The sequence below is a fragment of the Thermostichus sp. MS-CIW-40 genome (genome assembly GCF_054058315.1).
This window is the reverse complement of record NZ_JBSSAC010000012.1, coordinates 43,317-64,043: the sequence shown is the minus strand read 5'-3', so window position 1 is coordinate 64,043 and position 20,727 is coordinate 43,317. Positions and strand designations below refer to the sequence as shown.

Here is a 20,727-nt window from a genome sequence, read left to right as displayed (position 1 = left end):
GCTTACAGGATAGCGTTGCGAACTGCTGCCGGGATCCCTGAAACTGGCCGGTAGAGCTGAAAGCCGCTGCGACCCTTTTCTTTGACCTGGTAGAGGGCCAAGTCGGCATGGTGCAAAAGGGTGGACACTTCTACGCCGTCTTGGGGGTAGAGGGCGACGCCAATGCTGCAGGTCACGGAAAGGGAATGGCCCTCGCAGGAGAAGGGAGTTTGAAAGGCATCGACAATCCGCTGAGCCAGACGCGCTGCCACTGTGGAGCTGCCAATTCGGGGCAGCAGCAGGGTAAACTCATCCCCTCCCCAGCGGGCGACGATATCTCCGGGGCGAACGCACTTGGTTAACCGTTCAGCTACCCCCTGCAACAGGGCATCGCCGATACCGTGGCCGAAGGTATCGTTAATGTCTTTGAAGTGATCCAAATCCACAAAGAAGAGGGCCAGAGATTCACTGTAGTATTGCTGCAGGGCCTGCTGCAGCCGCTCTCGAAAGGATTCGCGGTTCACCAAACCTGTCAGGGCATCATGATGAGCGCGAAACTCCATGTAGGCTAAGCTCTGCTTTTGGGCGGTGATGTCTTCGCAGATGCCTTCATAGCCGAGGATATTTCCGGCTTTATCTTTAACCAAACGGGCTTTTTCTCGTACCCAGATGATCGAGCCATCCCGCCGCCGCAGCCGGTACTCAAAGCCGCGTACGGATCCCTGCTCCTGCAATAGCCGCACAAATTCCTCCCACTGGCTGGGATCCACATAGAGCTGCCGCTTGCCCACTTCTCTCGCCTCGCGCATCAATTCTTCGGGGGAGCTGTAGCCGCAGATCTGGGCCAGCATCGGGTTGGCGGAGAGATACCGACCTGCCGCATCGGTGAAAAAAATGCCCTCTACCGCATTCTCGAAAAAATTGCGATAGCGCTCCTCAGCCTGGCGCAGCTCCTCTTCCGCTTGCCGGCGCTCCGAGATCTCGAGGGCCAGAGACACCAAATCCGCCAGGGATCCGGCGAAGTTTTGCTCTTCTAAGGTCCAGTGGCGAGGGGAGCCAATGTGCTCGTGGCAGAGAACACCCACCATCCGTCCTTCCAGTCGAATGGGGGCATCCAGCATCGAGACCACTCCCATTGCTGTCAGGTAGGAATTGCCGAACTCGGCGGTGCGGGGATCCGCCACCACTTGGTCGGCAGCAATGGTGCGCTCTTGCTCCAGGGCTTGAAAATAACGGGGATAGTCTTTGGCCCAGATCTCCGCCCCTTGAGTATGGGATCCCTCGGGGTTGTCTGGGGTGATCTCGAATTGATTGATGCAGCGAATGCTGGAGCGCTCCGACGTGTAGAGCCAGACCCCCACCCGTGCCACCCCCAGGGTATGGGCGGCTGTAGTACAAATCTGTTGCAGAGCAGCTTGTAAGTCTCCTTGGCTGAGGGCCTTGTGCCGGGTGAGCTCCATCAGAGCCCGGTTGTGCTCCAACAGTTGCTTTTGGCTGCGCTGTAGCTGCCACTCCACTTGCTTGCGTGCTGTGATGTCCTGACAGGAGCCGACAATTCGGCTGATTGGCTTGTTCTCCTCAACTACTGGAGAAAGGGTAACGATTAGAACATGGGTCGACTCTGGGTCGGGAGCGGCAGAGGCCGTTAGGCTCAGCTCAAAGCTCACTTGCCGGCCATGGCTGAGGCAGTGTTCGGTGTGCAGTTGAATCTGCGCAGCCAGAGAAGGCGGTAGACAACTCTGGAGCTCTTCTCCCTCGATAGGTCGAGAGGAGAGAAAAAACATCCTGCAAAAAGCCGGGTTACCCACCAAAAACCGACAGCGCGGTTGAGGTGAGCCTCTTTCTGGCTCCGGGGGCAGACACTCAAGGACAAACAACCCATCGCTGACGCTCTCGAACATGGTGCGCAGCACAGCCCGCCCCCGAGCCTGTACCGGGCGCCCACGGTACATGACCTGGGGATTCCACAGATCGGCCCGCGTCAGCGCATCATAAACGCTGCCAGCCTGGTCTGGCCCAGCAGTCCCCCTTTCAACCATAGGCTAGGAACACCCAGTAGACGCTCGGGCAACGGGGAGGGCAAGCCGAAAAAAACAGCTATGAATTCACGCTGTCTCTGCCATTCTACGGTCATCCTATGGAATTGTTGGGGGAGTTTGTGTGTCTCTCGATACAAAAGATCCCCGGGCTGGCACGGGCTTTTGGGTGCTCCGGAGGGGATATTCTTTGAAGCAACTCTTGAGGTTAATTAAAAGAATTATTAAAAAGCCTGTCCTGCCGACGTGAAGGGCTATGCGTCGCCGTTTTCAAGGTTAAACCGCTTCTGGCTCCCGAACTTGTTCTACCCGTACATCGACACGCTTGGGAAGGAACCAGGCTCCTATTAGTTAGAACTGCTCTCATTAGAAAGAACCTCAGCTAGCCCTGGAAAAGGGATCCCTGCCAGACCCAGGATGGCTAATTCCGCGGGCGTGGGATCCCCGATGCATCGAAGGCAAGAGAGGAAGACTGATGGATACAACTCCACCACTCAACCGAGTAACAGCATAGCTCTATTGAGATTAGCTTTCAATAGCGTGCCGGCAAAGTAGGGATCCTCTTTGATAAAGACTTGCATTAAGCTTGAGGAGTCTGGTAGAGTGCTTACCCAAGTAGCAATTGCTAAAGATTTGCAGTTAAGTCTTCTCAGGAGAACAAGCTGCGGAGTGGCAAGCATGGCATGGCAACAGGTTCAGGCGGGGGTGTGGTGTAGGCAGTTGGGGCAATGGGCGCCTCAGTGGTGGTTGGGCTGGAGTCTGGAGCAGGGCTTTCGGCTCTACCGCAAAGAAGTTTCCTCTGCTCTGCCTTCTCTCTCTGCTTTGAGGATTCGCTACCAAGAGCGAGATGGCTGGCTGGACGTGTTTCTGGGAGAAGCGGAGCAATGTAACCGACGACGGCGCAGCCTTTTGGATCCGGCAGCGCGGGTAGCCTTGCACTACATGCCGGAAGATTTAGCTCAGATTCAGTCCCTAAAGTGTCCTCACGAGCGCATTCCCCTCGAGCTTTGGCAGCGGCTAACCCAGCAGCCGGGTTGAGGACTGTTGAAGGTTAGAGGGCTATTTACTGTTTTTATTGTTTCAGATGGATCCAGTCCGCTGCGGCAACCGATCCTGCCTCTTCTCGCCTTTCCAGTTCTTCTGGAGAGCGGTAGCCTGTTTTTTTCTTCCTCTAGGCAGGCTTAAGCTGGAGAACGAAGAGTAGCGGCTGCAGCCATGACTGTTTCTAAGCACCAACCCAAGCAGCGCTCCCAGCAGCAGGTCGAGGGGCTGACTTCTCGCCGCCTTTTGAAGGGATCCATCATCGGCGCCGGGCAGGTGGGCATGGCCTGTGCCTACGCGATGGTGATCCAAAATACCCTGGATGAGCTGGTGATCCACGACATCGCCCGCGACAAGTTGGAAGGGGAAGTGATGGATTTGGTGCACGGGATCCCCTTTGTGGAGCCGACGCGGATACGGGCAGGGGAACTGGCTGATTGCGCCGGGTCAGATGTAGTGATTTTAACGGCAGGGGCTAAGCAGCGGCCTGGAGAAACCCGTTTGGATTTGGTGCAGCGCAACGTCGAGATCTTCAAAGGCTTGATCCCGGCCTTGATGGCGCATTGCCCTGACACACTCCTTTTGGTGGTGAGCAATCCCGTTGACATCATGACTTACGTTTCCCTGAAGTTGTCGGGGTTGCCGGCAGGGCAGGTAATTGGGTCGGGGACGGTTTTGGACACAGCCCGCTTTCGCTATCTTTTGGCGGAGCGCCTGGGGGTGGATCCGCGTAGCCTGCACGCCTACATCATCGGCGAACATGGAGATAGCGAGGTGGCCGTTTGGAGCAAGGTGAACATCGCCGGCACCCCGATTGGGGAACTCTCGCCGGACTGGGATCCCGCCTATTTGGGGGATATCTTCGAGCAGGTGCGCAACGCTGCCTACGAGATCATCCGTCGCAAAGGGGCCACCAGCTACGCCATCGGGTTAGGGGTGACGCAAATTGTCCAAGCCCTGCTGCGGGATCAACACCGCGTTTTAACCGTGAGCAGCCTCACCCAAGGGGAGTACGATCTGCCAGAGGTCTGTCTCAGCTTGCCCAGAGTGGTCGGGCGGCAGGGGGTGGAACGCACGCTGGCCATGTCCCTCACCGAGAGCGAGCGCAAGCAGCTGCACCGCTCGGCCCAGATCTTGCGGCAAGTCATCGACAGCATCCGGTGGTAGCCTAGATCTCCTGGACTTTTGTCGCTCCCCTCCAAGCTGGGGGATCCCTTGGTCAGTGGGCGAGGGCCGCAGCTGGCGGCAGGAGGTGGTCTATGGAAGCAGAGGTGCAACAGGGGCAGCAATCGCCTGAGGGCCAACTGGAGAAGCGCCCCCCTTCTCCGCCTTGGGCCGGGATCCCCTTACAGAGGGGCCTCGGTCACCGGGTACGGCAGCACGTCAATCCCCTGCAGGCGCAGTATCAGCAGCCCACCCCCCCACCCCACTGGGAGCGGGTATACCGACGGCTGGGGCAGCCCTTTCATCTGGATATCGGCACAGGGAGCGGACGATTTCTGCTGCGCCTCGCTCAGGAGCAGCCCGACTGGAACTTCCTGGGGGTAGAGATTCGGCAGGCGCTGGTGGAACGGGCCAATGCCTGGCGGGACGAGCTGGGGCTGGATAACGTCCATTTTCTGTTTGCCAACATCAATGTCTCTTTGCGGCATCTGTTTGCGCCGGGGGATCTCAGCCGCGTAACCATCCTATTTCCGGATCCCTGGTTCAAAAAGCGCCATCACAAACGGCGGATTGTCCAACCCCAACTGGTGGCGGATCTGGCTCTGCTGCTGCGACCGGGCAGCCCCGTCTTCCTGCAATCGGATATCCAAGAGGTGGCCGAAGAAATGGCAGCTCGATTTTTAGAGCATCCGCAGTTTTGGGATCCCCACCAGGGGCCTTTGGACTCCAATCCCCTCGGCATCCCCACGGAGCGGGAGTGGCACTGCCTACAACTGGGCCTGCCCATCTATCGCTATTGGCTGGAGCGACGGTGACAACAGGACAAATCCGTAATGCAGTAATAACAACTCCATTCCGCCAAGACAATACAGAAGATAGGATATAACCCGCTTGAGTTGGATCCGTCGCCGCAATGTCTCACTCTGAAACCACGGCCTCTGCCGACCCCTCCTCTGCTTGGTTTTCTGTTCGCCGTGGGATCCTCAACCTGCTGAGCCTATTGGCCATTGTGATTGTCGGGCTTTCTCTTTCCAGCAGTTGGTTCCAGCCGCCGCCCCAAACGCAGTTGGATTTGTTGCAAACCGATCTCGCCCTGCAAGCTTCCCGCACCCTCGATGATCCCCGCTATCAGGATCTGGCACGGGCGCTTTTGGGTCAGGATGTGTTCAAGGTGGCCCAAAATCGCTATCAGCAGACCGCCGATAACTACACCGAACGCCTGAAACGTTTGAAACGGCTGGCCCGTTTAACTCCTGCTGGCGAATCTGAGGCGGCCAGCCCAGAACTGGCCCAATCTCCAGAGGTGGATCCCGCCCTTTTGGCCTCCATGCAAGATTTGCAGACGGAGCTGGATGCGCTTTGGCTGCGCCTTGGCTTGCTCTATGCCTACCAAGAAGATCTGGAAGCTGCTCGGCAGCAATGGCAGCAGATCATCGACCTGGAACGTCCCGTGGAGCTGGAATCGAGCCAAAAGGGGGCAGCGCGGGTTTTGCAAGGGCTGTGGGGAACACCGCGGCGCATCTTGCCAGAAGCGGAAGTGCAGATCCGCAATCATCTGGATGGCTGGTTTGAGGCGGTGGCCCTGCAACAGCTTTACCGACTGCAGCAGCGCAGCGATAGCCTGAATGCCCTCAACCAACAGCAGGAAAAATTGGCCTTGGCGGCTCTGTTTCGACTGGCGGTGGTGGGCGGGATCCCCGTGCTGGGGGCACTGCTGGGGTTGATGCTCTTGTTGGGCTGGCTGGGCTGGAGCCTTTGGCGCAAACGTCCGCTCCTGGGCCCTGCTTGGGAAGTGCCTTGGCCGGGGATCGGGGCGCAAGCGGTGTTGACCGGCTGGTTTTTGGGGTTTATCGCCCTCAACGCTTTGGTGCCTCGACTTTACATCATCATTCTCGGCCTGGGGGCAGAGCAGCTCAGCCCTTGGCACCAGGCGGTGGCCCTGTTTCTCACCTACAATTCCGGCGCTTTGCTGGGGGCAGGGTTATTGTACCGTCTCTTGCACGCCTACCCCGGCTGGCAGAGGGTGCTGCAGGTGCGGTTGTGGGGTCCTTGGCTGCTGTGGGGCTTGTGTGGCTACTGGGTGGCCTTGCCTTTGGTGGTGCTGGCAGCGGCACTCTCGCAATTGCTGCTACCGCAGGCGGGGGGTGGGAATCCCATTTTGCCCCTGCTGCTGGATAGCCATGGTTGGGGGGCGCGGTTGGTGTTTTTGGCCGTGGTGTCTGTCTGTGCCCCTGTTTTTGAGGAGGTGCTGTTCCGAGGCTTTTGGCTGCCTACTCTAAGCCGCTACCTGCCTATGGGGGCCGCCATTGTGCTCAGCGCCTTTACCTTTGCCCTTGCCCACCTCAACCTCTCTGATCTGCTGCCTCTGACCATGCTGGGGGTGGTGCTGGGGGTGGTGTACAGCCACAGCCGCAACCTGCTGGCTCCCATCCTGCTGCACAGCCTCTGGAATACGGGATCCCTGGTGACGCTGCTGGTGCTGGGAGGAGCGCGTTAAGGGGGGCTCTGCCTACTTTTTCCTGCCGAAGAAGCGGCTCAAGAACCCGCCGTTGTCTTCTTTGCGGGGAGGCGGCACCACTTTCTGAGCCTGTGACGTTTGACGGCTGGCCACTCGCGTTGGCGGGACGGAGTCCTTGGGGACGGGAACGGGCTGTTGAGTGGTGACCTGCTGCAGCCAGCGGCGCACCTCGGCCATCAACTCGGCGTTGGCAGGTTCTAGGCGACTGGCTTGCATAAAGTCTGCTTTGGCCATGCCGGTATTCCCCTGCTTTAGGTGGGCAATGCCCCGGTGCAGGTAGTAGCGGGCCACGTTGGGCTCAGCGCTGATGGCAAAGTTCAGATACTGCACCGCATCCCGGTATTGCTTGCGCTCGATCATGTCCAAGGCTTGGATAAAGCGGGTTTCCGCAGGGCTGAGCTTGGGAGCCGGAGGTGGGGTGGGAACGGGCTGAACAGGGGGACGGCTGGGCGGAGCAACGACGGGGGAGGCTGGGATCCCACCCACAGTGGTACGGCTGGGGGAAGGGGTTGGGATCCCGGTCGCGGTAGTGGTTCTAGAGGCAGGGGCTAGGCTCCCCTGGTAGCCGGCCTTGAGCAACAAATAGGCCAGGTTCAGCTCGCTCAATTCCTCGGTTTTCTCGAGCAGGGTTTCCATGGAGCTGTATTGTTCTTTGGCCAGCTTCTCCACCCGTCTGACATACTCTTCCTGCCAATGGGGGTGCTCGGCCAAGCCCTTGACGGCTTCCCCAGAGGGCCAAAGATCCGGGGGGGGCGTCTCCAAAAGGCGTTTGATCCGCATTTTGAGCACCGTTTCATATTCCCCTCGCTCCCGCTCTTTGGTCAGCACTTCGTTGGCCGGGTTGACCAGCTTGGCAAAGAGGATGTTGGCGCGCTCTGCACCTTCGGGATCCCCCACAAACCGATCCGGGTGGAGGGCCTTGGCCGCCTGCAGGTAGCCGCGCCGGATCCCCTTGGAGTCGGCGGTAAGGGGCACGCCTAAGATGGCGAAATGGTCAGTCTCGTAGCGGGCTAGCCCTCGGTTGAGGCGGGGGACATTAGAGTTGGATCCCATAGTTGCCACTTCTCTAAAATCTGCTGCAAGGTTCCGTTTTCGATCAGGCTGGAAATCGCCCCATCCACAGCTTCCTTCAGGGAAGGATGCTGAGAGGATACTACTCCCACCAGAGGCATGGGGAACAGGGGCGGCCCCACCAGGCGCAGCCGGGATCCAGCTTGGCGCAGGTTTAGGGCGGCAACAGGCTGATCAACCAGCACGGCATCCAACTGGCCGGCTTGTAGCTGAGCAAACAAGCGCTCAGGGTTGCTGGTGGCAAAGAGACGAATGGCGTTGCCCCTCCTCTCGTTATACGCCTCCAGTAGGGCTGCCCCCGTACTGTTAACTACAATGCCCACTTTGCGGCCAAATAATTGCGACAGTGCTTCAATGGCCGGTTCCTCTGGCCCGGAGGCGGGGGAGGGATCCCGTACCACCAAGCGCTGCGGGCTGAGGTAGTAGGGCCGGGTGGCCAGAAACTGCTCGGGATCCAAGCCCAAAGCTTCCCGCGCTCCCCAGATCAAGTCCACCTCATCCGCTTGCAAGGCCGCCAACTGCTCGCTCCAGGCCACGTAGATGGGATCCACCTGCACCTGAAGGGTTTGGGCAAGCGCCTCCAGGATATCCCACTCGAAGCCGGCGTAGGTTTGTCGCTCCAAGTCGGTATAGAGATAGGCCGGCCCCAGACTGGGATCCAAGCCAACCCGAATGCGCCCCCGGGCCTGGATCTCGGCCCAACGGGAATCGAGGGGCTGTGCCCGCTCGGTGGGGGCAACCTTCCCTTGTGCCGGCTGAGGGTAACCGGGGCCAGCAGTGGCAACCCCAAGGGCCATTGCTCCCAAGATGAGGGCCAGGCCGAACTGTGCCGCCCGGCAGCAATGTCGCTGCTTTCTGTGGAGCTTGCTAACCAATCTTCTACCTACCCTGCCCGACACGGATGTTTTGTAGTCTTCTTGATTATTCTTCAACTACTTCTGTCTCGAATTCAACTCGTTCAACCGGCAAGCTTTCCCGGTTTTTCTAGGTTGGGTGGGGATCCCGCCGCATGGGAAAGGAGACCGGCAAAGGCCGCACCTGGGCCAGTTCTTCTTGCAGAGCAGCGTGTAACCAGCCATTGCTGGCCAACAGTCGGCCACTGTAAACATCCACCGGGCTGCCATCATAAGCGGTCACCTTGCCGCCTGCCTCCCGCACCAGAACGATCCCTGCGGCAATGTCCCAAGGGGAGAGGCCCCGCTCCCAGTAGCCATCCAACTGGCCGGTGGCCACATAGGCCAAATCCAGAGCTGCAGATCCGCCCCGCCGCACTCCTTGGGTGAGATGGGTAAAGTGGCAAAACTCGGCGTAGTTGTTGTCGGGGGTTTCGCGACGATCGTAGGCAAAGCCGGTAACCAGCAGGCTCCGAGACAATTCAGCCGTTGTGGAGACTCGAATGGGTTGACGGTTGCGGGTGGCCCCCATCCCTTGGACGGCGCGAAACAGATCCCCGCGAAAAACATCACAAACAACCCCCAAAACTGGCTCCCGCCCCTGCAGCAAACCAATGGAGACGGCAGCGAAAGGGTAACCGTGGGCAAAGTTGGTGGTGCCATCTAGGGGATCGATCATCCAAGCGTAGGCACCCTCCGGGGATCCCTGCTGGCCTGATTCCTCGGTCAAGATGACATCTTCGGGGAAGTGCCGCCTCAAGATTTTCAAGATGAGATCCTCAGAAGCGCGATCCGCCGCCGTCACCAAGTCGCCCGGACGTTTCTCCTCAATGGCAAGGGTGCCCCCCACATAACTGCGCAGCAAAGCTCCTGCCTCCAGGGCAGCTTCTGTGGCCACATCCAACCGACGCAGCAGGGCCTCCGTCACACCCTCACCTCAAGGTTAAAAACCTGCTACTCAGAATAGCCCGCCTGAGGCTGTGGCTCCCAAGGGATTCCTGAAAACCAAAATGGGCCCAACCTGAGCCCAAGCCCAGTTTCCGGGGAAAGGGGGTATCTCCAAGGCTGCCTATGGTGTATAGTACAGTACACTGGGGCTTGTGGGTTTTCCGGCAGCCCGCCAAGACCAGAGTTCCTTTGAAAGCAGTAGGGTTTTGGGGAACTACAGATAAGACTTTGAATTTGGAAAGCCAAGCTGCTGTAAATGGCGTTGAGCGTTGAGGGGGGAAGGCCGTTGTCACATAGCTACGACGATTTCTTTGCCTCCACCACGGCGGTTGGTGGGAAAAGTCCTCTTCTCAGCCAGGGCTTTGATCTGCCGGCGGATTTGTTCGATCGAGTCCCTGAGCAGCCGGTATCCCATCCGGAGTTCACCCTGTCCATCTGCCATCCTGTCCGGCCCTGCAGCTACATCCTGCGGGAGAGTATCTATACGCTTGGACGGGATCCCTCCAACGCCATCCAGATCGTCAATCGGTTTGTCTCGCGTCACCACGCTTACCTGGTGCGGGTGCCCACCAAGTCCAACCGGACAGGGTTTACCTATTGCCTGATCGACGGCAACCGCAAGGGCCAGTCCAGTACCAATGGGGTGTTTGTCAACGGCACGCGGGTGGCTACTCACTACCTGAGGAGCGGAGATGTCATCTATTTCGGGCCAGAGATCCGCGCCTATTTCTTCGAGGTGGCCCGCATTCTCCCTGTGAACCCCTTTGACATCGGCCCTGGCCTTGGCGAAGAGCATGCCTCTAACCCCCAAAACCCTGAACTTTGCTGAATTTAGTGAGCTTTAGGCGGTTTGGCAAAAGTCATTGAGAGGGATATAGTAGACCAAGTTTCCCCCTGATCCTTGAGTCCACCGCAACGGTTGCCGGGAAGTGAAGGGGGAAAGCGCTCGGGGGGTATTCCTCAGGGCTTTGCGGGATACCGCCTTCCTGTTTGGACTCCGTCCCGCTGACGCGAACAGAGATAGGCAGGATGCGATCGCTTCTTTCCTGAACCATGTTCAGGAGAGTTCAGCGTGAATGTATCAGCTTCAGCTTCCCCACGACACAGGAAGCCACCGCAACCGTTGACAGATCTAAAGCTGCATCGCTAAATTAATTAAGCCGGTTAAGCAATGTGAATTGGGGCATCGCCAAGCGGTAAGGCAGCGGGTTTTGGTCCCGCCATTCGGTGGTTCGAATCCATCTGCCCCAGCTCAAAATCCTGTCGAAAGCACAAAGCGCAAGCCCCTGGGACCCCGTGCAGACCGGAGGGTACGGCTCTGGGCATCAGCAGGGCGCGTTGCTCTGGGGAACTGAGGAATCATGGGGTCGCCTTTGCCAACGGAGGCCCTGGCTTGGCAGGACTGGCCGCGGAGAGAATGGCAACAACCAGAAACCAAGGGCGAGGGATCCGGGGTGAGCTGTTCAGGTCGATCCTTGATGGTGGTGGGAACTTCTTCCCATGTGGGCAAAACCCTTTTGGTGACAGCCCTCTGTCGCATTCTCAAGAAAGCGGGAAAAAGGGTTGCCCCTTTCAAAGCTCAGAACATGTCCCTCAACGCCTATGTCACCCCAGACGGCAAGGAGATTGCCTACGCGCAGGCTCTGCAAGCTTGGGCTGCCGGGATCCCCCCTGCGGTGGAGATGAACCCAATCCTTCTGAAGCCCCAGGGCAACCTGACTTCCCAGATCGTCTTGAACGGAGTGGCGGTGGGCACCTACCGCGCCGGAGAGTATTACGAGCGCTGGTTTGCGCCGGCCTGGCAAGCGGTCAAAGAAGCCCTTGCTCGCCTACAACAGCAGTACGACTGGATCCTTTGCGAGGGGGCAGGTAGCCCAGCAGAGGTGAACCTCAAACATCGGGACTTGGCAAATATGCGGGTTGCCTTGCATTTGGGATCCCCCACTTGGCTGGTGGCGGACATCGACCGAGGTGGGGCGCTGGCCCATGTGGTGGGCACACTCCAACTGCTGGAACCCGAAGAACGGGCCCTGATCCGGGGCATTGTCATCAACAAGTTTCGCGGCTCGCGGGAATTGTTGCAGCCTGGCCTGGACTGGCTGGAAAACTACACCGGGATCCCCGTCGTTGGTGTCTTGCCTTGGTTGGATTGGGTTCTGCCCCAAGAGGATTCGATGGGAATTGCAGCCAACCCCCTGCTTTGGGAAGATCGCCGCGACCGGGCCGGTGGCCAAGCCCTGAGGGAAGGGCGCCTGGAGATTGCTGTGGTGCGTCTGCCCCAGGTGGCCAACTTCTCGGATTTTGACCCCTTGTTGGCGGAGCCCACCGTCCATCTGCGCTGGGTTCACCTTGGCCAAAGTTTGGGATCCCCGGATGTGGTCATCCTGCCCGGCAGCAAGACCACCCTCAACGATCTGTTCGCGTTGCAAAAGACCGGCTTGGCCGAGCAACTGCGCCAATACTCCGGCCATATCGTCGGCATTTGCGGCGGACTGCAAATGTTGGGAGAAACCATCGCCGATCCCGAAGGCTGGGAGGGGATCGCCGGCACCTACTCGGGGTTGGGCTTTCTCCCTTTGACCACCGTTTTACAGCCCACCAAGGTCACCCAGCAGGTACAGACCCAAAGCCGATGGCCTGCCCTGGCCCCCATCCAGGGGTACGAAATTCATCAGGGATCCACCCAGGCGGATCCCTCTGGCTGCCTGCCGCTGTTCGAGCAAGAGAACCTGGGCTGGCGGGATCCCACGGGTCGGATTTGGGGCAGCTATCTGCATGGCCTGTTTGACAACCACCTGTGGCGGCGACAATGGCTGAACTGGCTGCGCCGACAAAAAGGCTGGGATCCTTTGCCGGATCTGGAGGGCCACTATGCTCAGCAGCGGGAGCAATTGCTGGAGCGCCTGGCCGATCTGTGGCAGCCTCACCTGGACTTGGGCCTGTTGATGGAATAGCCCATCGGCGATGGGGGAGAGAAGTGGGGTGGGAGGCTATGTTGCGCCAGGTTACGCCAGCGCGACCGGAAATCCAGGATCCACTCAACCGGTTGCCTCGGCTACCTCTGCCTGACCCGAAGAAGTCCGCTCCGAAAGACTTATGCAACGCTGAACAAAACAGAACTTTGCCCAGCATCGCTGCTTTCTTCCTGCTTCAGCGACCCATGACTAGCGGCAGAGTTCACCCCCACCACCCCGCCAGAGGAGTCTCCACAGGCGTCACTTCCCCCAGAGCTTGAGGTAGTTCTGTACCACCGCAACAGGTTTAGGGCTGCATTCAAGTCGCGGTCTAGCTCCAGACCACAACACGGGCAGCAAAACACCCTTTCCTGCAGTGGCATCTTCTGTTGGTGCCCACACCCTGAACACAGTTGGCTGGACGGATAAAACCTATCCACCACCACCACCTGACAGCCGTAGAGCCGGGCCTTATACTCTAGCTGTCGCCGTTCGCGATAGCGGGACGGAGTCCTCAACTCGTAGAACCCACAGTCTGACAGCGCTCCTGCCAGTTTGCGGTTCTTGAGCAGGTTCTTCACCTGCAAGTCCTCAATCACCACCACCCGATACTTCTTGGCCAGGTAAGTCGTCAGTTTGTGCAGATTGTCTTGCCGAATGTCTACCACCCGCTTATGGGCCTTGCCTAACTGCGCCACTGCCTTCTTACGGTTAGCGGATCCCTTCTGCTTGCGACTCAGCCGCCGTTGCAGTCTGGCCAGACGCTTCCTCGCCTTGCGGTAGGGCTTTGGATTCTCGAATACTTCCCCGTCGGAACAGGTGGCCAGGTGATGGATGCCTAAGTCCACTCCCACAACTTCCCCGGTCTTCTCCACCTGAGGCGCTGGAGCTTCATATTTGAAGGAGATATACCAATGTCCGGCGCGAAGACTAATGACCACGTTCTTGGGTGTGGTCGCCGGAAGTAACTCTGCACAGCGCAGCCAACCGAAGATAGGCACCTTGATGCGGTCGCCAGAAATGCGGATGCTGCCTTCTAGGTAAAAGCTGTCTCGCACTCCCTTGCGTTTGAAGCAGGGGAACTTCCCTAACCCACCCCGCCAGCGCTTAAAGGCTTGCTCCAAGTTGCGTAATGCCTGCTGAGGAGCGCATTTGGAGACCTGGTAGTACCAGGGGTTTTCCTTCTTAACCTCGGCTACCAAGCGCTTGTGCAGGTCAATGGCGGTGGGGAGCTTCTGCTGGTTCTCCAGGGCTTGCCGACAGATGGCCAGGCCCCAGTTGTAGGCGTGACGGGCTACCCCAGCGTGCTGAGCGGCTAAGGTCTTCTGCCGGTTATTCAGTTCTAAGCGGGTGCGGAATCCAAGCAGCATTCAGATAGAAATTGCAGGAGCCCCGTACGGTACCCGTAGGGTCAGTGTCGGGAGGAATGCTATAATGGTACTTCGGGCACCAGAAACAGCTTTTAGGGCACTGGTAACGGTCGATTGGGGGTGCAGTAAACCACCCCAGGGGCTCGTGGTTGGCTTGCTAACTGCAGGGCTACTAAAAGCCCGCTCCGTACCGCCTAGCGGTTGGTGTCGGGTAGTTTACATAGCCGCGGCCAACATGCTTAGTTTAATGGCTATTTCGGGTTTAATGGCTATTTCGGTTCCGCAAAGTAACCAATTGTTCAGCAGATCGGGGACTAGAGGCAGCCCCTGTAGCTTGTTCGCGAAAGCGTCACGCAGCGGTAAGGGCGCGATCCAACAATTCCATCGGGTGATAGATGGGGATCCCGGCTTTGCCCTGTAGGCGCAGATGTTTCTGGATTTGTAGGCGGCAGCCGATATTGGCGGAGACGATCCCCTGAGCACCGGTGTTAAGCAAGTTCTTTACCTTCTGGGATCCCAGCTCATCCGCCACCTGGGGTTGCAACAGGTTGTAGACGCCGGAGCTGCCACAGCAGAGGGCAGCATCGACGGGATCCCGCAGCTCCAGCCCTGGGATTTGCCGCAGCAGGTGTCGAGGTTCCTGGCTGAGCTGCTGCCCATGCAGCATGTGACAGGCATCCTGGTAGACCAGCACCAGGGGTTCCGGCTGCAGCGGGTGTAGGGGAGCCGTTAACCCCACCTGAGCGAGAAACTCCTGAATGTCCTTGACCTGGGCGGCAAATCGGGCTGCTTTCTCCTTGTAGTCGGGATCCCTGGCCAATAGGTGGCCATAGTCTTTCAGGGTATGTCCGCAGCCGGAAGCGGTGATCAGAATGGCATCCAACTCGTAATCGGCAAAGGCATCGATCATCTGGCGGGCCAGGGTTTCCGCCTGCTGCAGTTGCCCTTGATGGTGGGGCAAGGCCGCACAACAGCCCTGGACAGGCGGGATCACCACCTCACAGCCGTTGTGGGTCAAGACGCGAATGCTGGCCTCATTCACCTGCGGGGCAAACAGGCGCTGCACACAGCCCAAAATGAGCCCCACCCGGAAACGGCGTTCTCCCACCGCCGGGATCCGCTCAGGGTAACGCTTGGGCAGCAGTTGCTCCACCTCCAGGGGGGGCATCAGGGATTCCATGGCCGCCAAACGCGGGGAGACCTTTTCCAGCCCTTTTCGGATCCAGGTGCCGATCCCCATTTTTTGGTACAGCCAGAGAGGCCACAGCAGCGGTTGCAGCCGCTCCGGGTAAGGAAACACCGAGAAGATGAACTGGCGGTAAAGCCGATCCCAAAGGCTACGTGGGTAGTTGCGTTCGATTTGCGGGCGGGTGGCGGCAATTAAGCGGTCATATTGCACCCCCGATGGACAGGCCGTAACACAGGCCAAACAGCCCAAACAACTGTCGAAGTGGGAAACCGTAGCCGCCGAGAGGGAGATTTGACCTTGGTTGAGAGCCTCCATCTGATAGATGCGCCCCCGCGGCGAGTCCGTCTCTTTGCCGATTACACGGTAGCTGGGGCAGGTGGTCAGGCAAAACCCACAATGCACACAGGCATCGATCAGCTTCGGATCCGGGGGATCCACCCCATCAAAACCCGGCCCTTGCGATAAACTCATTGGCTTCGACCTATCGCGCTCTCAGCTCTACATGGCCATGCAGGGAGACAATTGGCAGCTTGCCATCCTGCCTGCAGTTTTTCTGCATCTTAATCCCAGAGTGAGGGGGCTGATTACATCCCACGGCAGAGCAAAGCTGCCAGGCCTGGCCAGAGCCTCCCAAAAAGGTCAGCTCCCGCCCTTGGGAGGCGGCACCCGGAAGCCACTTGGCAGCTTCTCGCCCTGGGCAGCCGCTTCCAGCGCCGCTAGGAGGAAGGCTTCGAATTGACGCACCGCCCCTAGGTCGCAGTACAGGTGCGTTTTGGCTGCTGCTACAGCCTTGCTGGCAAAAGCGAGGCAGCGTTCTTGGTCACGAGCAAAAGCAAGGGCTGTGGGCGCATAGTCCTCGATGGAGGGGGCAATAGGCGCAATCTCGGCGATCCCCATCTGCTCGTAGGCTGCTGCCACAAAACGCCCACGGGCAAAGCGCCCAGGCCAGGTGACAATTGGTTTGCCGTAAGCCATGGACTCGTAGAGAGTGTTGCCTGAGCCGAAATGAATGGGATCCAGCAAAACATTACAGTGGGCCACCAAAGCCATGAAGCGATCAAGCGGCTGGTGCGGCAGGAAGCAGACCCGTTCGTTGAGGATAGGGGCACTCTTTGCCCAGCGCGCCCTGAGCTGCTCGCTCCGAGCCTTGGGGGGGATCTCAATCATGACAATGTGGCCCTCGGGGTCGCCCTCAGCAATGGCTGCTAGCACCGCGTCGAAGTCAGGGTGCAGCTTAAACGAAGATTGAGGGCAGCCGTAGAGCCGGCCGTGCTCTGGCAGGCCCAGTTCTGTGCGGGAGGGAATTGACGTTGGCAAGCTGAAAAGTTGGTAGCAAAAGGGGAGGCGGGTAAAACGCACCAAGCGCTCACTGTAGTAGGCTTCTGCTCCTTCCGGTTCCATCGGCGCATCTCCCCCTAGGAAGTAATCAACTGTATCGATGCCGGTGGTATCCGGATGGCCGTAACTAACCATCTGCACAGGCGCAAGCCGCGCATAGGCCAGAAAGTAGGTGGATGGCCACATGCCAATGTCGGGGTAGAAGAGGGCATCGAGTTCAAGGGCTGCAACTTGTGCTTGCCACTGGGGAAGTCGACCGCTGAGGGTCACCGTTCGGTCGCAAGCAGCTTCCAACCTAGCTCGCAGTTGGTCACGCTTGGCTTGTGGTGGGTAGATGAGGATGACCTCAAAGCGGGAACGGTCAAGCTGAACCAGAAGGCCCTGGTAGAGCTTGCCGATGGTGTGGTCGACAAGCAACTCGGAGCAAAAGCCAACCCGGATGCGCCGACCTGTAGGGAACTGCCAGCGGGCAACATGCGGCGCTTCAAAGTTCAACTGCGGCGCCTTAGCCCGAAAGAGCCGACAGAGACCTTCCATGAGCGCTCGGTCGTCGGCGTTGTGGTAGGCAAGGTAGAAGGAACGAAAGCCGCTGAAGAAGTATTGGGTTGGGTCGGTCAGGGTTCCAGGCAGGTCCAGCAGAGCGTTAAGGCCCTCCCGATAGCGAGCTCGCCAGTGGGCAATGGCCGCTTGGGACTCGGGGATGGCTGGTAAGTGAAGCCGACCCGCAATCTGGGTGGCAAGGATCCGCTCGGCCGCATCGGAGGGCTGGGGTCTACATTGGCGGGCCGCCTGTAACACTTCCTCAGCTTCCCCATCCTTTCCTTGAGCTGCCAAAGCAAAGGCCAAAGCTAGATGGGCGTCGAAGTGGTGCGGCTTTTTCTGCAGGGCAAGGCGCGCACAGCTTTCTGCTTCTTGGAGTTGGTCAGAAAACCCGTAGACTCTTGCCTTTTCCAGGAGGCTCTCAACAAAGTGGGGACAAAGGGTTAGGGCTTTGTCAAAGTAATCCAGCGCCTTGGGAAAGTCATAGTTAACTACGGCCAATAGTCCAAGGCAGTAGAGTGCTTCTACCCGCTGTGGGTTGAACTGCAGTGCCGCTTGGTAGGCGCTTGCAGCTCGCTCCCTTTCGCCACTTCCCAACAGCGCACTTCCATAGTTGACCCAAGCGTCGGCATAGGTTGGGTTAAGCTCAATTGCCCGCAAGGCAACCGCTTGCGCTTCAGGCCATTTGCCAATCTTTTGCAACAGAGCTGAAAAATAGCTGTATATCTCGGCATCCTTGGGATAAGCCAGCAGTGCCTGCCGGAAGAGAGCTTCACTTTCCTCATAGCGCTCTTGGTCATGAAGAGATACGGCCAGGGCAAGCAGGGCCTCGCGCTGATTGGGCTCAATGGCAAGAGCCCGCCGAGCTGCCTCTTCCGCTGCCACTGCCTCCCCCTGTGCCCAGCGCACCTGGGCAATAATGGCCCAGGCCAGGGCAAGACCTGGGTTTTTGGCAAGTAGCCGCTGGGCTTTTTCCAAAGCAAGGGCTAGGTTGCCACTGTTGTAGGCAGCTGCTGCTTCCTGTAGCTCGCTGGCTTCTTCCTCGGTGGGGGGCTGCGTTGCTGGCAGAGGGTCAGGAGAGGGAGCTTCTCCCTTCAGGGTGGCGGCCGCTAGCCGCGCAGTTAGCTCGACAACAGCGGGCCCTTCCAAACCGTGGGCGCACGCTTCGGCAAGAACCCGCTCGGCCTCCCCGTATTCACCACACTCCAGCAGGGCTTCAACCAAAGCTAGCCAATATTGACCAACCGTTGGATTGGCGCTGACTGCCGTCATCAAATGGGACAGTGCCGACCGGGGCTGCCCCCGCTGACGGGCAAGTTGGCCCAGAAGGTGGTGGGCGTAGTGGTGGCGGGGGGCAACCTGCAGGATGGCCCGATAGAGCCGCTCTGCTTCTTCCAGGTGCCCCTGCTGGTGGTGGTCAATAGCTTGCTGCAGAAGGTTGCTTAGCTCCATCATCGGCCCTCTAGTTTGGGCAAGGCATAGGGATGAGCAGAATGCCAGTAGTCGACTAGTTGCCCTTGGTGCTCGATAAGCACCTGCTTTGGCTCTATCCCAAGCCTAGCCATCTCGGCAACAATGTCAGCGGCGCGCCATTGGGTTGGGATGATGACCACGTCTGGGGTCTGCGTTTTCAGCTCCTCTGGGCTGACAATTTGCTGGCCAACGCCGGCAACATAGGTGCCAACTTTGTTTGGATCGGAATCGACAACCCAGGTAAGCCAATTGGTCTTAACCCCAAAGTGGTGCATGAAGGCTGCCCCTTTCCCCGTGCCTCCCCAGAGGGCAACTCGCAGGCCACTGTTAGCCAGCTCTTGAAGCTGGGCAGCAATTTTGCGGCGAGCCTCTTGGCTGCCTTGCTCAAATTTGGCTGCTGCTTCAGCCCGGAGCCGCCAGGCTAGCGGTAGCTGCAGCTCAACGATGGCCAACACCACTTCCCCATCGTAGGCGTGCCACAAGCTCACAATTCCACCGACGCGCTGTAGCAGGGCACGCAGCGACTCAGTGCTAAACTGCTGGGGGTGTTCGTAGTAAAAATCCACCAGTCGCCCTGTGGCAAAGACCCGGTCGATACAGGGCACTTCAGCAAGCAGGCGCACAGTCTTTTTACAGCAACCTGCAGCCCATGCCAACTGCTGTAGGAAGGCTGCTGGTTGGCTAAAGTGCTCCAGGACATGACGCATCACCACCAGATCCGGCTGGAGGTGCAGCAGATCTTCAACAGGGTCAAAAAGCCGCGCCTCAAATTGAAACTCACTGGGGAAGTCGTCCGGTTGGTGAGGGTCAAATCCAATGTACCGCCCTTGCCGGCGAGCAGCCAAAGACCGCAGAAAGTGACCACAACCGCAGCCAATCTCAACCACGGTTGGGTTCTCAGGTAGGCGGGTCAGCACCTCATCGACCAGTTGCGCCAGATGCCAGTTCCACAAGACCCCGGCGTTGAACATGAGGTTCGGCTGACTGCCGTACGGGACATCCTCATAGCGGAAGGCGCGATTCCAGACATGGCCACAGGCGAGGCACTGCACAAAGTCAAGCCGATAGGGGGGCATGGCCCGTGCCTCCTCTTCAGTACGTGGCCAGCCCAATGTGGCAAGTGGCGCAGCCCCTCCGTCAAAAAAAGGGTGAGCCACTGATTCGCCACAGGCAGGACAGGGATCCGTATAAAGAGGAGTCATGCTCTACACTTACTCAAGCACAGCATAAGACATGCACGTCGCGTAAGGGAAGCGAAAGAGACGGAGATTGCGGAGGCCCAGCACCTCGATCGTTGCCAGTGTTTCACCCGGAAACTGACGCATGTTGAGCTCATCGAACAAGATCACAGCTCCCTTTGGCATGCGTGGCACAAGCAACTCCAGCGCTAGCTTTGTCTGCAAATTGCTCCTTGAGTCGCTTCATTTTCACCCTCGCTTATCGTAAAGTCTTCCAAGCCTCTGCTGCCTCCTGGGAGAGAGTGCCGGCATAGTAGCCCTGAATCGGAAAGCAAAACGGTTGATCTTCAGCAGGCTTGCGCAGAACACAGTAAAGCAAGGCGTTTTGGCCAATCTGGTTTTTAGTGACCAGTTCGAGGATATCCTCGCGTTTCCATAGCTGTACGAACTTCAGTGGATTATACTCGACGTAGAGATAGGCCATTATCGTGTAGCTGTTTGCCTGGGCTAGATCCCAGAAAAAGGTCGGCTGCACGTTGTAAAAACCGTGGTCGAGCCAGCCGGTAAATGGCAGACCGTGGATCATTAGGCCACCAGGCAGCGTGTAGTCGTGTATGGTTTTCATCACCTGGGCAATATTGAAGATGTGCTCGGCTGTGCCAAGGTTAAAAACAGCATGGTAACGCTGAGGCAACTCGATAGGGAAATTGAGATCCAGCTTGAGAGCTGCCTCCGTGCCATGAAGATCCACCGCTGTCATCGAACATGGCTGCCAGAAGGTGCGCCAAAAGACCTTGGCGATCTCGAACAGCATTCCAGGGCGCTTAGCCTGAGTAATTTCATCAAGTTGACGGAAGAGGGCAGTACGTTCTTCCTCTTTGGCAAAGCGATAAATGTCTTGGCCAAGCTGCTCGACAGCCACGTCGCCGTACCAGTTGGCCTCGCCCAGTTCCAAACAGTCGCCTCCAAGCGGAATAGCGTTTTGTTGCCGCATTTGGCTAAATAGAACGTATTCGATGGCAGTGATAGCCATGG

15 protein-coding genes and 1 tRNA gene are annotated in these 20,727 nt (G+C 58.4%); 7 read left to right on the top strand and 9 right to left on the bottom strand.

Annotated elements, in window-relative coordinates; all coding sequences use genetic code 11:
• Positions 1-2 precede the first annotated feature (2 nt).
• On the bottom strand, positions 3-2,018 hold the full coding sequence (locus tag ACVWXF_RS05865; RefSeq protein ID WP_457473895.1) for a diguanylate cyclase domain-containing protein: 2,016 nt from the start codon (positions 2,016-2,018) through the stop codon (positions 3-5).
• A gap of 675 nt (positions 2,019-2,693) precedes the next feature.
• On the opposite strand from ACVWXF_RS05865, the gene ACVWXF_RS05860 reads away from it, so the two are divergent.
• From ACVWXF_RS05860 to ACVWXF_RS05845, 4 genes are all read left to right on the top strand, one after another.
• Positions 2,694-3,053: a hypothetical protein gene (locus ACVWXF_RS05860; protein ID WP_414343028.1), complete on the top strand. Its 360-nt coding sequence runs from the start codon at positions 2,694-2,696 to the stop codon at positions 3,051-3,053.
• A 249-nt stretch (positions 3,054-3,302) separates the two neighbouring features.
• Positions 3,303-4,223: an L-lactate dehydrogenase gene (locus tag ACVWXF_RS05855; protein ID WP_414352177.1), complete on the top strand. Its 921-nt coding sequence runs from the start codon at positions 3,303-3,305 to the stop codon at positions 4,221-4,223.
• A 92-nt stretch (positions 4,224-4,315) separates the two neighbouring features.
• Complete coding sequence (gene trmB, locus ACVWXF_RS05850) at positions 4,316-5,035, top strand: tRNA (guanosine(46)-N7)-methyltransferase TrmB (RefSeq protein ID WP_414343030.1); 720 nt, start codon at positions 4,316-4,318, stop codon at positions 5,033-5,035.
• Positions 5,036-5,133: 98 nt separating this feature from the next.
• Positions 5,134-6,717 (top strand): CPBP family glutamic-type intramembrane protease, encoded by a 1,584-nt coding sequence (locus ACVWXF_RS05845; protein ID WP_457473894.1) that lies wholly within the window; start codon positions 5,134-5,136, stop codon positions 6,715-6,717.
• Between the two features lie 12 nt (positions 6,718-6,729).
• On the opposite strand, the gene ACVWXF_RS05840 is transcribed toward ACVWXF_RS05845, so the two are convergent.
• From ACVWXF_RS05840 to ACVWXF_RS05830, 3 genes are all read right to left on the bottom strand, one after another.
• Entirely contained in the window at positions 6,730-7,791 is a 1,062-nt protein-coding gene (locus ACVWXF_RS05840) for a J domain-containing protein (RefSeq protein ID WP_457473893.1), read from the bottom strand.
• Positions 7,749-8,606, bottom strand: coding sequence for an ABC transporter substrate-binding protein (locus ACVWXF_RS05835; protein WP_457473892.1), 858 nt, complete (start codon positions 8,604-8,606; stop codon positions 7,749-7,751). The genes ACVWXF_RS05840 and ACVWXF_RS05835 overlap by 43 nt, the downstream gene beginning before the upstream one ends.
• A gap of 187 nt (positions 8,607-8,793) precedes the next feature.
• A complete protein-coding gene (locus tag ACVWXF_RS05830; RefSeq protein WP_414356752.1) occupies positions 8,794-9,630 on the bottom strand; it encodes an inositol monophosphatase family protein in 837 nt (278 codons plus the stop codon).
• Positions 9,631-9,906: 276 nt separating this feature from the next.
• Between ACVWXF_RS05830 and ACVWXF_RS05825 the strand changes: the two genes are divergently transcribed.
• From ACVWXF_RS05825 to ACVWXF_RS05815, 3 genes are all read left to right on the top strand, one after another.
• Complete coding sequence (locus ACVWXF_RS05825) at positions 9,907-10,479, top strand: FHA domain-containing protein (RefSeq protein ID WP_457473891.1); 573 nt, start codon at positions 9,907-9,909, stop codon at positions 10,477-10,479.
• Between the two features lie 350 nt (positions 10,480-10,829).
• Positions 10,830-10,901: transfer RNA gene (locus ACVWXF_RS05820), tRNA-Gln, on the top strand.
• A gap of 203 nt (positions 10,902-11,104) precedes the next feature.
• On the top strand, positions 11,105-12,604 hold the full coding sequence (locus ACVWXF_RS05815) for a cobyric acid synthase (protein ID WP_457473902.1): 1,500 nt from the start codon (positions 11,105-11,107) through the stop codon (positions 12,602-12,604).
• Between the two features lie 140 nt (positions 12,605-12,744).
• Here ACVWXF_RS05815 and ACVWXF_RS05810 read toward each other — a convergent pair whose 3' ends face one another.
• From ACVWXF_RS05810 to ACVWXF_RS05790, 5 genes are all read right to left on the bottom strand, one after another.
• Complete coding sequence (locus tag ACVWXF_RS05810; protein ID WP_457473890.1) at positions 12,745-13,974, bottom strand: RNA-guided endonuclease InsQ/TnpB family protein; 1,230 nt, start codon at positions 13,972-13,974, stop codon at positions 12,745-12,747.
• Between the two features lie 349 nt (positions 13,975-14,323).
• On the bottom strand, positions 14,324-15,634 hold the full coding sequence (locus ACVWXF_RS05805; RefSeq protein ID WP_457473889.1) for a (Fe-S)-binding protein: 1,311 nt from the start codon (positions 15,632-15,634) through the stop codon (positions 14,324-14,326).
• 168 nt (positions 15,635-15,802) lie between these two features.
• Positions 15,803-18,496: a tetratricopeptide repeat protein gene (locus ACVWXF_RS05800; RefSeq protein WP_457473888.1), complete on the bottom strand. Its 2,694-nt coding sequence runs from the start codon at positions 18,494-18,496 to the stop codon at positions 15,803-15,805.
• Entirely contained in the window at positions 18,493-19,716 is a 1,224-nt protein-coding gene (locus ACVWXF_RS05795) for a class I SAM-dependent methyltransferase (protein ID WP_457473887.1), read from the bottom strand. The genes ACVWXF_RS05800 and ACVWXF_RS05795 overlap by 4 nt, the downstream gene beginning before the upstream one ends.
• A gap of 235 nt (positions 19,717-19,951) precedes the next feature.
• Positions 19,952-20,725 (bottom strand): methyltransferase domain-containing protein, encoded by a 774-nt coding sequence (locus ACVWXF_RS05790; RefSeq protein ID WP_414388807.1) that lies wholly within the window; start codon positions 20,723-20,725, stop codon positions 19,952-19,954.
• Between the last annotated feature and the right edge of the window lie 2 nt (positions 20,726-20,727).

What these genes read in the sequence shown, in the direction of transcription:
- ACVWXF_RS05795 (WP_457473887.1), bottom strand. Translation starts at nt 19,716, where the DNA reads ATGACTCCTCTTTATACGGATCCCTGTCCTGCCTGTGGCGAATCAGTG.
- ACVWXF_RS05825 (WP_457473891.1), top strand. Translation starts at nt 9,907, where the DNA reads ATGGCGTTGAGCGTTGAGGGGGGAAGGCCGTTGTCACATAGCTACGAC.
- ACVWXF_RS05835 (WP_457473892.1), bottom strand. Translation starts at nt 8,606, where the DNA reads ATGGCCCTTGGGGTTGCCACTGCTGGCCCCGGTTACCCTCAGCCGGCA.
- trmB (WP_414343030.1), top strand. Translation starts at nt 4,316, where the DNA reads ATGGAAGCAGAGGTGCAACAGGGGCAGCAATCGCCTGAGGGCCAACTG.
- ACVWXF_RS05860 (WP_414343028.1), top strand. Translation starts at nt 2,694, where the DNA reads ATGGCATGGCAACAGGTTCAGGCGGGGGTGTGGTGTAGGCAGTTGGGG.
- ACVWXF_RS05790 (WP_414388807.1), bottom strand. Translation starts at nt 20,725, where the DNA reads ATGGCTATCACTGCCATCGAATACGTTCTATTTAGCCAAATGCGGCAA.
- ACVWXF_RS05865 (WP_457473895.1), bottom strand. Translation starts at nt 2,018, where the DNA reads ATGGTTGAAAGGGGGACTGCTGGGCCAGACCAGGCTGGCAGCGTTTAT.
- ACVWXF_RS05845 (WP_457473894.1), top strand. Translation starts at nt 5,134, where the DNA reads ATGTCTCACTCTGAAACCACGGCCTCTGCCGACCCCTCCTCTGCTTGG.
- ACVWXF_RS05805 (WP_457473889.1), bottom strand. Translation starts at nt 15,634, where the DNA reads ATGAGTTTATCGCAAGGGCCGGGTTTTGATGGGGTGGATCCCCCGGAT.
- ACVWXF_RS05810 (WP_457473890.1), bottom strand. Translation starts at nt 13,974, where the DNA reads ATGCTGCTTGGATTCCGCACCCGCTTAGAACTGAATAACCGGCAGAAG.
- ACVWXF_RS05800 (WP_457473888.1), bottom strand. Translation starts at nt 18,496, where the DNA reads ATGATGGAGCTAAGCAACCTTCTGCAGCAAGCTATTGACCACCACCAG.
- ACVWXF_RS05840 (WP_457473893.1), bottom strand. Translation starts at nt 7,791, where the DNA reads ATGGGATCCAACTCTAATGTCCCCCGCCTCAACCGAGGGCTAGCCCGC.